Here is a 13,999-nt window from a genome sequence, read left to right on the forward strand (position 1 = left end):
AGAGTAAGAATGACGATCCATCGCTATTCACCAAATTCAACCATAAAAGACGTCAAAATGACTATTGGATATCGGAGTGCTGAGCGAGGCGCAACGTTGATAGTAGTGCTACTATTCTTAGTGTTGATTATGCTAGCTGGTGCTATAGCGGTGAGACAGAGTAATACTGATCTTAAGATTGCTACGAGCGATCAGATCAACACAGTATTATTGCAGTCTTCAGATAGCGCCAATCAAAAGCTCGAAATGATGCTGAATGGTAGCTCAACATCCACTGAATACCTTGATGTAACGAGTGCGGCAGGCGTGTTTGGTCATTTCTTACTAAATCCTGAAAATTCGACTAATGAATTTATTTACTGCTTTAATCCGCGCACCAAAAAGTATTTGGCATCTAATGCTACCATCATGGTGAAGGGCACGACCGCCAATCCAACAGCTTATTGGAGTGGTTTGAATAATGGTATATGTGATTACAATAGCGCTGATGGCTATACCAGTGCTAGACAAACGGTGGTTACTCAAATGAGCGTGACTGTTGCACCTGTCGACCCAAATGCGGAAAGATTTGGACATATGGTCATCGGTAAAGAGATTGAGGATAGGACCAGTAAAAAATTTACGTTCGATATCAGATCTGCTTCAGCGTTACCGTCCTACAGCGAACCTAAAGCTAATGGTGACAATTGTTTTGCACAGACCAGTATTAAAGCCAATGTGATTGGTAGCAAGAAATCGTTAAGCGACTGTATGCTCGCCGCCAACACTCCAAGTAAAATGCTATATGAGCAAGCGGATGTCGAAAACATCTCTTCTTCTACGAAATGTATTCCTTTCGGTAGAGGTACATTGAATGCAGAGTGCGTTCTCAAAACTACGCCGTAACCAGTTTACTCATTATATAAAGGATATAAGCCATGAAACGACTAAATACTGTATCGCCAATGAGTGGCAAAGTTGCGTTACCTTTGAAGTATCTTGTTGTTGCCATGGCTGCTATGGTTGCTTTGCCAGTTGCACAAGCTGATGTAGCTGGTAAAAAAATAGGTGATTTAGAGATATATAAGGCAGCCGAAGGTGGCAAGACGACCATCACAATGATGTTAGATACATCCGGTAGTATGACTCTAAATCAGGTAAATAGTGCTGTTACGTGTGATATTCCTGTGGGTACAAACTATACCAAAGGTTTTGAGAATTCGAATACAGTACCTATATACAGAAAAGACTATTGTGAGACTACGAAGTTTTATTATCGTAAAAGAGGTAATACATGGTATAGCTGCGGTGCAAGCGATGGCTCAGGTAGTTTTACTTATGGCGTTGCGGAATGTGATACTGAAATAGTTAATCCAACAACCAATGGTTTTATTTCTGGAACTGCTAATGGTAACACCTATTACTATAAAAATAATGTACGCATTTATGATCGACTTACTCGTTTAAAAGACGCAATTTTTACATTAATGGATAATACCCAGCTAGACCCCAATAAAGTCGCTATTGGCATTGGTCAGTTTTCTTCCCAAAGTAATAGTGATAATGTGGTGGAGTTTAATACTAATGGTACAGCTAAGAATGCTGATGGTAGTAGTGGCAAGATACTGGTACCCGCAGAATTACTAAATGATGTTCAACGTTTAAAGATTAAAGTTGCTGTTGCCGCTGCTGGAGGGGGTAACGGAACACCAACAGCTAATGCTTATGCAGAAGCAGGTGCTTATATGCTGGGCAAAAATACTTCCGCTTCATATTCTTCCGCTAGGGAAGAATACATTAGAATAGACAATAATAATAGATACTATGAATGCTCAAGATGGGGCAGTAGTGGTTTAGACTGTACACAATATTTCACTAATTCATTTATTACTAGTACTGCTGGCTTTACGACTGCGCAGTGCCAAAATGCTAGCTCGTTAACTTGTCTATTAAAAACGACTGTAAAAACTGCAGCAGAGCTAGGATACAGTGGTTTTGCTAAATCTGTTACAGCATCGAAATCTGGATCTAACTATATCAGTCCACTTTCTTCACCTTCTAGCTGTGATGGACGCGGTATCTACTTCTTAACTGATGGTGAACCAAACAGCTCCCCTAATCCTCTGCCTCTCATGAGATCGGCTTTGGGATCCTCATCATTTAACCTATCCTCAGTCACGCTGCCGAATGGGAGTCAGAATGGAAATGGTATGGCTGAAGTTGGCGCATTTGCCAAAGCGTTGCGCGACCCTACGATTAATCCGTTAGGTACAGATAGAGAAATATTTACAGCAGTGGTTGGGTTTGGTTCAGTATTCGATGTTGATAGAGAGGCGGATAAGAAAAAAGATCCAGAAGATCGCATTATTCGTAAACTCCCTTATACCAATCCAAAAACAGGTAAAACTGGCAGTCGAGATTTCTATAATTGTGAAAAGATTGCCAATACCGATGCAAAAAACGCCTGTAACTGGGGAGAGAAGTCAACTGCTGCATTGCCAGGCGTTGGCGGCTTCGGTGAGGGCGGCTTCTACTCAGCACAGTCTACCGAGGATATTGTCAATAGCATCATAACCTTCGTCAGTGATTTGAATCAAACTCTACCTTCTACGCCATCAGGGACTATTATTATCCCAGACGATCCGTATCGTGCCGATAGTCAGCTCGCTGTCGCCTACTATCCCACTATACAACCCAAAGTTGCTGAAAACTCAGTGATTTGGGAAGGTAACCTAAAGAAATATAGTTTAAACGAAGGCACGCTATATGGTAAGAGTAATACTAAGCTCTTCAAAAATATAGCAGGGGAGTTGAACCCAGCAGCACAGGATTTATGGTCAGATCAAAACTATGCTGGCGCCAATGATAAAGTAGAGTCTGGTGGATTTTACTCACAACTGAGCACACCAGCGACGGGTATTGCCTCTGTTAGAACTTTATATGTAGAAGATTGGGAAAACAATTCTAGTAAAAAGCCAGTATTAAAAAAAGTGAGTGTCAATGCTGCAGGTAAAGTGTTGGTAAATAATGCTGCTTTAACAAATACATCTTTTGTGGATACAGCAACCTATAATGAAGCGACGTTGAGAAAATTACTAAATTTTTTAGGTTTTGCCAATCTTCCAGCGACAACAGTCAATGTGAAGGATATGACGTTGACGAGCGCCAATGCAACTCAGCCTATCAAGGTACTAGGAGCGACGATACACTCGACTCCTGCTTCAGTATCATACTCAGCAAACTTAGATGAAGATGGTAGAGTTAACACTACTCGTGATGATTATGTACTATTTGGTTCATCGGAAGGTGGTCTGCATTTGGTTAATGCTGACAATGCCAGTACGAGTGGGAATGGTGGTAAAGAAAAATTTGTCATTATTCCAAGAGAGATGCTGATAGATCCCGAAAAATCAGCAGCATTAGTGAAAGATGCTACTAAGACTAGTACGGGTTCACCTAATTTTGGTATTGATGCACCTTGGCTGGTCAGTGCGGACTATAAGTATGATTTTGAAGCTCGCCGCGTCAACATTGACACGACAGATAATAAAGGCATCTATGCTTATGGTGGCCTACGTATGGGTGGTGAGGCCTTATATGGCCTGAACCTTATTAATAACGAAAGTCCAAGTATGATGTTTGCGATTACGCCAGCGACTTCAGGTTTTAGTCGTATGGGCCAAATTTGGGAAAAGCCTACTAAAGCTAAGATAAAAATGAGCACAGCTGCTAGTGATAAAGGAACAGATGTTCTGGTATTCGGTGGTGGTTATGATATGTGTTATGAATATGAAGGCTTTCAGCTAGGAGTGACTAACTCAGAACTAAAAGAATGCTCAGGTAAAACTTCTGTCAAAGGTAACGCAGTATATATCATTAATGCCAAAACAGGCGCACTCATCTGGTCAGCTTCTAGTGACTCAGGGGCAACAACGTCAGTACCTACTATGAAAAATAGTATCGTTGCTGGCGTGACCACGCTAGATCGTGACAATGATGGCTTTATGGATCATATCTATTTTGCAGATTTAGGTGGTCAAGTCTTCCGTGCTGACTTTACCAATGCAGGATTTGTAAAGCCTTCTACGACAGCCACAGCATCATCGCCTGAGACCTCTTTTACTAACACTCGAGTTACTCGAGTTCTTCAAAGTGCTTATACTGGCTCTGATACCAAGTACAATCATCGTTTCTATGAGCGCCCAGTCGTCAGTTTTTACCGAAACCCCGTTAGCAGCAGTTTATTTGCACTCGTAAATGTCATATCGGGTGATCGTAGCTCACCTTTATCTAAGATACGTGATCTTAGTAAGTCTGATAGACTCTATGGCATAATGGATACCGATGTCACAAAGGCGGACAATATTTTTTATGCGAGCAACTTTACGACAGCAAGCAATGCTAACGGTCAAAAAATAGCTGATTTGACAGCCAATAATTCAGCAAGTAGTAATTTAGTCGAGTTGCCTAGTGCTATCGGCACTTTGAGCGCTACGGGCTATACAGTAGCGCAAAAAAATACTGCTATCTCAGTGTTACAAGGTACAACAAAGAATGGCTGGTATATTCCGTTAACGAACTTTGACGGTTATGGCAATGTTAGATATACCAAAGGTGTCGGTAAGTCTGAAGTGATCGATAGCTTCTTATATACGACTGCCTATAATCCAGATATGAATTATGGAACGGTAGATTCTTGTTCTGCTAAGATTACTGGTGGTTCAGAGAGACAACTATATTGTTTGCCTTATGGTATTTGCACTGATGATGCCTCCAAAAATGGCTTAGGCGGATTTGTCAGAGCAGGTAAGGGTATTCAAGAGCTTACTTTAGGGCCGCGAAGCTCGACGCTTTCTAACCAACGCTTGCTTATCGGAACCAGAACTCTGGCAGAACGTGCAAATGATCGAGTAAATTTCGGCTCTGATACAGGTAAGGGTATTTTTGACGTAATATCAAAGCCGTATGGTTTAAATCAAAACCTGTCAGCTACTGATCTTGTTGCAGGAAGTGGTACTGCTCCTGACTTGATATTCAATGATCGATTTACTCTTCAGCCAAAAACATGGTATGAAGTAGACTGATGAGACAGCAATATGAAGAAAGAAGTGTTTAGGCAACAGACAGGCTTTACGCTCATTGAGCTAATGGTTGTGGTCTTTATCATCGCTATTCTGGCTGCGATAGCTATTCCGTCGTACAGACAGTATGTTGTTCGCAATTCAGAGCACCAAGCACAAGCACGTCTGCAGCAGCTTGAGATAGAACTTAATCGTTGGCGTGCCACTGCTCTTACTTACAAAGGATTTCAGCCTAGAAAGACAGCCAGTGATGGTACAGTCAGTAACGGTTATGATGACGCACCTACTAATCAAACTATATATGTGCCAGCGGGTAGCAATAATGGTAATTACAGTTATAGGATTAGTCTAGTTGATGCTAGTACGAACGGTACTCTAGCGCCTGCCACTACTAGCTTTTCTACCGCGGGAAACTCATGGCGTATGCTTGCTGAGCCTAGTCCTAGCCTCACAAGCTTTGACGCGCACCTCTTTATGCTAAGTAGTAAGGGGTTACGGTGCCAGAGCAAAGATAGAACGGTGCAAATAGCTTCTACTGACTGCGGTGCGGGAAAGGAGAGTTGGTAATGTCTACAATTAATAAAGCGTTTAAACAGCAACACGGTTTCACTCTAATTGAAATGATGATCGTCGTCGCCATTATTGGCGTACTCGCTGCGATTGCCTACCCGAGCTACCAACAATATGTCATCAAAACCAAGCGTACTGATATGATGAGTGAGATGCACAATATTGCGTCAGAGATTGAGAGTCGAAAGTTAGCACAAGGTAGTTATAGCAATATCAGTGCAAAAGTAAAAACAGATTTTGCTATCGCTTATCCAAGGCAGGGCACTCAGCTATATGATGTAACTATTAACCCAGAACCTTTAACACCGCCTGATAATACATTGACTGCTAAATGGAAAATCACTGCTAGCCCAAAAATAGGCACACAGATGGCAGGAGACGGCAACCTCACACTAAATTATCAAGGTGTCAAATGTCGTGACAGCGTTTGCGGCAGTAGCGATGAGTGGAGTGATTGATAAAAAACTCATGCATATCGCTGACAAAAATTGTCATAGTCAGTTACTTTTTGTTGTTAAAGACAAACATGATTGACAATTTTCAGTAGACTAGAGGTAACATTGACTGTTATCAACGATGAAAAAAAGACATTAAATGGTTTCAAAAACGAATTACAGCGTTTGTAGGGTATTTTTCAAATAAAACAATGCTGATTTTATTGTTGGCACAGTATCTGCAACAACTATAACAAGAGAAACATTATATTTATAGCTGGCAGTTAGATAATAATTCTATTGCCATATTATCCAAAAAGGACAAGTCTATGAACGCTCAAAAAGGTTTTACCCTAATCGAACTAATGATCGTTGTTGCGATCATTGGTATCCTAGCAGCGATCGCTGTTCCTCAATATCGTGAATATGTTTCAACTACTTATGGCGCAGCTGCTCAAACTGGCGTCAATAATTTTATGCCAAAACTACAAGCATGTATACAAACAGGTATTGGATGTGACACACTAAAAACAGAGCTAAATGCTGCGAATACTGCTGGTGATACAAAAGTTGGTGCTGCAGCCACTGGTGCTAGTTTGGCAGAACAAACTGCATTCACAATTAAAGCATCTAATAAAGGTTGTATTATAGCCGGAACTGTGACAAACAATGGTGCTTTGTCGTGGAGCTTTAAAGAGAATACGGCTGCTACAAAGAGTCAATGTGCTAAAGGTGCTAAGTTAGATGAGGCAGCAACTAGTGCTGGTGGTAACTATGATTCAACTCTAACTGCAGGAGTTGTTGCAGTAAGTTAAGATGTAATTGAAATAATACATATATTAAAAAAGCCAAACACTTTGTTTGGCTTTTTTAATACTAACTATAGGTTAAAATATCGAATATTATAGTTATAAATATAACAAGCCCATCCAATTGAACTAATTTCCATAATTCATTTTTTACTTATAAAAGTTATTTCAATCAGTATCTTTTTTATTCAGCTAGCGAAAAACTTACTTCTCTAAATACTGAATCTTACCCTCAACGCCGTCCCATTTGGTGGCTTCTGGCATCTGCTCTTTCATCTCTGTGATGTTTGGCCATTTTTGTGCCAGCTCCTCATTGAGCTGAGTGAACATCTCTTGCCCCTTTGGCACTTCATCTTCTGAGAAGATCGCATTGGCAGGGCATTCAGGCTCACATAGCGCGCAGTCGATGCACTCATCAGGGTCGATGACCAAAAAGTTTGGTCCTTCATAAAAGCAGTCCACAGGACAGACTTCTACACAGTCGGTGTATTTGCAAAGAATGCAGTTATCTGTAACGACAAAGGTCATAGTAATGTCTACCTGTTATTGATTTGGCTTTTGGCTAAATAGAATAGTCGAAAATAAAGCGTATTTTAGCGCCTTTACTACGATTTGACAATTCCCTTTAGTGACCAATGATTTTTTTCAAATGATAGATCAAATCGTGCGCTTGTTTGGGTGTCAGACTATCAGGATCAATGGCGCTTAGTTCGTCTTCTATGCTAAATAACTGATTTTGCTTTAGATTATCCTCTATATTTGGTGATTTTACCGTGTAACTACTTTGTGGTTCTAGAACAGCGTTATTGTCAGATTCCGGCTGTTTATCCGTTACTGAATTAGCTAAGTCATTTTTATCATCAATAGTTTTTTCATTTTCTGCTTTTAGATTATCTATCAAGTAACGTTTGGCATCATTTAATACTTGAGTGGGGATACCCGCCATTTTGGCAACATGCAATCCAAAGCTAGAGCTTGCAGCGCCTTCACAGATCTGATGAAGGAGAAGTAACTGACCATCGACTTCACTGGCGGCGACGTGGACGTTACGAATATCGTCACTTGTCTGTCCCAATTGCGTCAGCTCAAAATAATGAGTGGCAAATAACGTCAGGCAGCCAATATCGACTAGACGGTTGACACAGGCATGTGCGATGGCTAGACCATCAGTAGTGGCGGTACCGCGTCCAACTTCATCCATCAATACCAGTGATTTATGGGTCGCTTGATTTAATATATTGGCCGTCTCTATCATCTCCACCATAAAGGTAGATTTACCACCAGCCAGATCGTCCGCTGAGCCGATACGGGTAAATATTCGGTCAATATCACCAATATGTGCATGCTCGGCGGGCACAAAGCTGCCGCAATGAGCAAGCAAAACAATCAGCGCCGTTTGACGCATATAGGTAGACTTACCACCCATGTTAGGGCCAGTGATGAGAAGTAATCTTTCAGGATGTCCTTCACCAGCATTGGCGCTACCCAGCACGCAGTCGTTCGCGACAAAATAATTTGTACTTGATGCAGCACCGTTCCGATTGTTCGCGTTCGCTTGATTTAACGCCGCTTCGACCACGACATGACGACCTTGGCGGATATCAATATGGGTCTGATTTTTGGCTATAGATTTATTTTGATTTTCTGAAACTCCTCCCATAACTGGGCGTTGCCAATGGTAAGTCGTCGCAAGCTGCGCCCAATTGCTCAGGACATCTATTTGGGCAATAGCTGCACTCAGCTGTTGTAACTCAGCCAAGTTCTCGTTTAGTTGGTTTAGCAGCGCTTGGTACAGCGTTTTCTCACGAGCCAATGCCAGAGACTGGGCGCTTAAATACTCCGTCTCAACCTCTTTTAATTCATCAGTAATAAAACGCTCACTGCTTTTGAGCGTTTGCCGACGAATAAAGTGGGCAGGGGCATTTTTCGCTTGCATCTTGGGCAATTCAAAGTAAAAGCCACTGACTTTATTAAAGCCAACTTTTAGACTGGGCAGTTGATTTTCCTGACGCGCTCGCTCTACCATCTCATCCAATGTCACTTGAATATTGTCATGCAAATGGGTCAAACGATCAAACTCTTCATCATAACCGGCTGCCAACATACCACCATCACGGATATGTGCAGGTGGTTCAATGACAATAGCGCGCTCGATTAACTCAGCCACCGCTTGAACGGCTGGCAGCCTGGCAGGCAATTGCTGCATCAACATCGGCAATAGACCAGCGTCTTCATGGTTGATACCTGACGCTGTCAGTAGAGTGGTAATCTGGGCGCTGCTAGCGATACCATCGGCAAGCTTGCGTAAATCACGAGGTTTGGCACTCATCAGCCCGATGCGACTGCTGATTCGCTCTATATCGCCAATGGTATTCAGTGTTTCTCGTAAACGTGTCACCAGTGAGCTATTGTCTGAATGCTGATGTGAATGACCGTCTACATTCAATAGAGACGTTATCGCGTCTAGACGCATATTGATACGCGCATGCTGACGCAGTGGACGCTTCATTTGCTGTACGAGCAGTCGCTTGCCCATTGGCGTTTGACAATGGTTAAGGACGGATATTAGGGAAGTACCGCTACTACTGACAGGACTAAATAACTCAAGGTTTTGCTGACTGTTGGCATCAATAATCAAATAATCGTCACTGTATTCAACGATCAGCTGATTGACTTGTGGCACATGGCGCTGCTGAGTTTGCCGCGCATAATGAATAAGCGCAGCACAGCTAGTTTGCGCCAGTACGTTATCTGCGATACCCAAACCATCGAGACGCTGTACTTCAAACTGCTGACAAAGCGTGTCGCTCGCGTGCGTACGGTGAAAGTCATTGGCCGCGACTTCTATAATAGGGCAGTCCAGATGTTGCCGTAACCACAGCATCCACTCTGCATCAGTGCCATCAGTGCCCCCAATGCTATCGCTGAGTGCTTCACTAATGATACATTCACTAGGCGCAAAACGAGCAAGTACCGTCAGCATTTGAGTTTGCAATCCATCTATATCGTTTTTATCTGCTATTAGCGTCTGGGTAGTCAATGTACCTGCAGCTAGATCCATTTGGCTGACAGCTGCTTGTAACGTCTGGCTATTATCTTGCGTTTTTAAATGAGCAATATCGATGGCGACGACAGTCGGTGTATGGTTTGGTGCAATGAGTGCATCATCAGTAATAGTACCTGCTGTCAGCGTTTTGACTACTTCACGGCGCATGATGCTACCAGCCGCCGATTTACTTTTGTCTTTTTTTTGCTTGTCGCCCATCGCAGGGACATTGGCTTTATTGTTACCACTGCCAGCATTGGTCGTTGTCGACTCGTCAATTTGTTCACACACGACGACCGTTTGCCCAGCCGCGATGAGGCGTGCCATATAGCTATCGGCTGCATGAAAAGGAACGCCCGCCATCGCTATCGGGTTGCCCGCTTTATCCGTACCACGACGCGTTAGAGTGATGTCTAATATTTGCGCCGCCCGCTTAGCATCATCAAAGAACAGCTCATAAAAATCCCCCATCCGGTATAGCAGCAATGCTTGTGGATAGTTGGCTTTCATGGTTAGATATTGCACCATCATTGGCGTATGATCTGCTAAGTTATAGACGGTATCGCCGATGCTTAAACAGTCAGATGTATTTGGTTTTGATAAGGCATTACCTGATTGAGTAGAAATAGATGAATGATTTTGGACGGACGGCTTTACGGTCATGCAGAGTCTCTTATTGTGTTTCGATAGGTGTTATTAAATAATATTGGCGATATGAGCGTCAGGTTAGTGACAGTATTATAAATTGACAAAGTTATAAGCTTTTTGATACGACAGAAGTGATGTAATTAATCTATAGAATGACCATGAATGGATAATTCAAATGTCCGTTTTAGGCTAGGTAGTATTGACGATGCTACACGGAAGCCAAGTGGTCGCCGTCACTTACAATCGCTAAAAAACCTAAGAAATTTAATAAAGTAAGCGCTATTTTAACACGTCCTGCTCGGTTTTTGCCTTGGCAAATATCTACTCACCGCCCTTGTATCCATCAGCGCCATAACCATATATAATGACGGCACACTTAATTGGGCGATACTAAATTAGGTAGTACTTAGTCGGGTAATGACAAGGCCACGAGCTAAGCTTTGGCTAATGCGCACTAATTATCGAATATTCCATAGGTCAAAAAATTATGTTATCAAAGATTGTAGGCAGTGTGGTTGGCACCAAAAACGACCGCGAACTAAAACGCATGCGTAAAGTGGTCAGCAAGATCAACGCACAAGAGGCTGAGATACAAGCCCTGTCTGATGAGCAACTACAACAAAAAACCGAAGAGTTCAAAGCACGTCATCAAAAAGGCGAAAGCTTAGATGCACTATTGCCAGAGGCGTTTGCCGTCTGCCGCGAAGCCTCATTGCGTGTCAATGGTATGCGCCACTATGACGTACAGCTGATCGGCGGTATCACTTTGCACGAAGGCAAAATTGCTGAAATGAAAACGGGCGAAGGTAAAACCCTAATGGGCACCTTGGCGATGTATCTCAATGCCATCAGTGGTAAAGGCGTTCATTTGGTCACGGTCAACGACTATCTTGCGGCGCGTGATGCGGAGCTCAACCGTCCGCTCTTTAACTTTTTGGGCATGACGGTTGGCGTGATTTACTCACAGCAGCCGCCACAAGAAAAAATCGACGCCTATCAAGCCGATATCACATACGGTACCAACAATGAGTACGGTTTTGATTATCTGCGTGACAACATGGTCTTTAGTCTAAAAGAGAAAAAACAGCGTCCGCTAAACTTTTGTATTATCGATGAGATTGACTCAATCTTAATCGATGAGGCACGTACGCCGTTGATTATCTCAGGGCAAGCCGAAGACTCTTCACGCATGTATGCGCTGATTAACACCATCATTCCACGGCTTAAGCGTTCAAAAGACGAAGAAGCCAATAAAAACAACGAAGATGAAGATTTTTGGATTGATGAAAAAAACCGTCAGATTGAGATTAGCGAAAAAGGCTATGAAAAAATTGAGCGCTTCTTAGTTGAAGTGGGCGAGCTGGGTGAAAACGAGAGCTTATATAGCCCAAGCCGCTTGCCGTTGTTGGCTCACGTTCAAGCTGCCATCCGTGCGCATCATGTATTTGTCAAAAACGTCCACTATATCGTCGATGAAGGCGAGGTGGTCATCGTTGATGAAAACACAGGCCGTACTATGCCTGGTCGCCGCTGGTCAGAAGGTCTGCATCAAGCAGTAGAAGCCAAAGAAAATGTTGAAATCCAAGCAGAAAACCAAACGCTTGCGACCACGACATTCCAGAATTACTTCCGTCTATATGACAAGCTGTCTGGTATGACGGGTACCGCTGATACTGAAGCGGCAGAATTTAAATCTACTTACGATCTCGATGTCATCGTCATTCCAACGCATGAGCCGATTGCTCGTATCGATATGGATGATCAGATTTTCTTAACCAAGTTAGGCAAATACAAGGGCATTATCCGCGAGATTAAAGACATTCAAGCCAAAGGTGCACCTGTGCTGGTCGGTACAGCGACCATTGAAGCCAGTGAAGAACTGTCTTATTTGCTCGATCAAGAAGGCGTGAAGCATAACGTCTTAAACGCCAAGCAGCATGAGCGTGAAGCTGAGATTATCGCACAGGCTGGTAGCCCAAAATCAGTGACGATCGCCACCAACATGGCAGGTCGTGGTACGGATATTATCCTTGGTGGTAATTGGCAGTCGTTTATCGAAGATGTCGATTCGGTCAGTCCAGAGGAGATGCAGCGCCTAAAGTCTCAGTGGCAAGTGAAGCATGACCAAGTGGTAGCGGCGGGCGGTCTACATATCATTGGCTCTGAGCGTCATGAATCACGCCGTATCGATAACCAGTTACGTGGTCGTGCTGGTCGTCAGGGGGATCCTGGGATGTCGCGCTTTTTCTTATCGCTTGAAGATGATTTGATGCGTATCTTCGCAGGCGATCGCGTGGTCAATATGATGCGTGCCATGGGTCTAAAAGAAGATGAAGCCATCGAGCACAAGATGGTGTCAAAATCGATCGAAAACGCGCAAGGTAAAGTTGAGAGCCGCGATTTTGATGCACGTAAGAATCTGTTGAAATATGATGATGTTGCCAACGAGCAGCGTAAAGTTATCTATGGTCAGCGTGATGATTTGCTCGCCGAAATGGACTTATTAGAAGCCATTGAAGTGATGCATCATGAAGTCTATAACGCCATGATCAACCAATTCATCCCGCCTGGCTCTATCGACGATCAGTGGAACATTGACGGATTAGAAGATGAGCTTGAGGACGAGTTTAAAGTCACGATGCCGATCAATGATTGGCTAGATGAAGACCGCCGTCTAGATGAAGAAGGACTGCGTGCCAAGATTATCCAAACAGCCATAGACCGTTATCACAGCCGCCGTGAGCAAATGGGTGAGCAAGACGCCGCCCAGCTTGAGCGTCATTTTATGCTACAGAGTCTAGACAAGCACTGGAAAGAGCATTTGACACAGATGGATCAGCTGCGTAAAGGTATCCATCTACGCGGTTATGCGCAGAAAAACCCTGAGCAGGAATACAAGCGTGAATCATTTGAATTGTTCCAAATGATGCTTGGGGCGATTAAGTCTGAAACGGTACAAGATTTATCACGTGTTCATATCCCAACCAAAGAAGAGCTAGAGGCGTTGGAAGCTCAGCAACGTGAGAATGCTGCGCATATGCAAATGCAGTTTGAACATGATGACGTAGATAATTTAGATAGCAACGTAAACAGTGCAGCCGCTCAGCCGCAACCACAAAACCGCAGCCTTAGTGGTACGGCAGCAGCTGGCGCTGCTATGGCAGCCAGTGGTAGCAACGCCAATGAGCCAAACCCGTATGCTGGTATGAATATTAGTCGTAATGCCCCTTGTCCTTGTGGTTCAGGGCTCAAGTACAAACAGTGCCACGGCAAAATCTAATCACTATGGTCTTTTAATCATTAGTAATTATGATTAAAGTCTGTAGACTGCTAAATAGTAAGCCTTTATCTCAACCAGATAGGGGCTTTTTTATATCTTATAAAGGCTGCTTGTTCTATAATTTACCGTTCTATAGCAGATGAACACTTTGT

Annotated in this window: 8 protein-coding genes; 6 read left to right on the top strand and 2 right to left on the bottom strand. The window is 43.1% G+C overall.

What is annotated here, in order from left to right:
* The first annotated feature begins 9 nt into the window (after nt 1-9).
* From BLR43_RS00580 to BLR43_RS00605, 5 genes are all read left to right on the top strand, one after another.
* Nucleotides 10-885 carry a pilus assembly protein PilX gene (locus BLR43_RS00580; RefSeq protein WP_244265471.1) on the top strand — a complete coding sequence of 292 codons (876 nt, stop codon included), beginning with the start codon at nt 10-12 and terminating at the stop codon, nt 883-885.
* 32 nt (nt 886-917) lie between these two features.
* Nucleotides 918-5,063 (top strand): pilus assembly protein, encoded by a 4,146-nt coding sequence (locus tag BLR43_RS00590; RefSeq protein WP_227674179.1) that lies wholly within the window; start codon nt 918-920, stop codon nt 5,061-5,063.
* A gap of 12 nt (nt 5,064-5,075) precedes the next feature.
* Entirely contained in the window at nt 5,076-5,627 is a 552-nt protein-coding gene (locus BLR43_RS00595) for a type IV pilin protein (RefSeq protein WP_093067507.1), read from the top strand.
* Nucleotides 5,627-6,088, top strand: a complete 462-nt coding sequence (locus BLR43_RS00600; RefSeq protein ID WP_075105688.1) for a type IV pilin protein — start codon at nt 5,627-5,629, stop codon at nt 6,086-6,088. The genes BLR43_RS00595 and BLR43_RS00600 overlap by 1 nt, the downstream gene beginning before the upstream one ends.
* Nucleotides 6,089-6,393: 305 nt before the next feature.
* Nucleotides 6,394-6,879: a prepilin-type N-terminal cleavage/methylation domain-containing protein gene (locus tag BLR43_RS00605; RefSeq protein WP_093067510.1), complete on the top strand. Its 486-nt coding sequence runs from the start codon at nt 6,394-6,396 to the stop codon at nt 6,877-6,879.
* 198 nt (nt 6,880-7,077) lie between these two features.
* Here BLR43_RS00605 and fdxA read toward each other — a convergent pair whose 3' ends face one another.
* Both fdxA and mutS read right to left on the bottom strand, forming a co-directional pair.
* Entirely contained in the window at nt 7,078-7,401 is a 324-nt protein-coding gene (fdxA, locus tag BLR43_RS00610) for a ferredoxin FdxA (RefSeq protein ID WP_093067515.1), read from the bottom strand.
* 97 nt (nt 7,402-7,498) lie between these two features.
* A complete protein-coding gene (mutS, locus tag BLR43_RS00615) occupies nt 7,499-10,582 on the bottom strand; it encodes a DNA mismatch repair protein MutS (protein WP_093067519.1) in 3,084 nt (1,027 codons plus the stop codon).
* A gap of 472 nt (nt 10,583-11,054) precedes the next feature.
* Here mutS and secA point away from each other — a divergent pair, with 472 nt between their 5' ends.
* Complete coding sequence (gene secA / locus BLR43_RS00620; RefSeq protein WP_093067523.1) at nt 11,055-13,847, top strand: preprotein translocase subunit SecA; 2,793 nt, start codon at nt 11,055-11,057, stop codon at nt 13,845-13,847.
* Nucleotides 13,848-13,999: the final 152 nt, after the last annotated feature.

It is taken from the genome of Psychrobacter pacificensis, from assembly GCF_900101915.1.
Taxonomy (GTDB): domain Bacteria; phylum Pseudomonadota; class Gammaproteobacteria; order Pseudomonadales; family Moraxellaceae; genus Psychrobacter; species Psychrobacter pacificensis.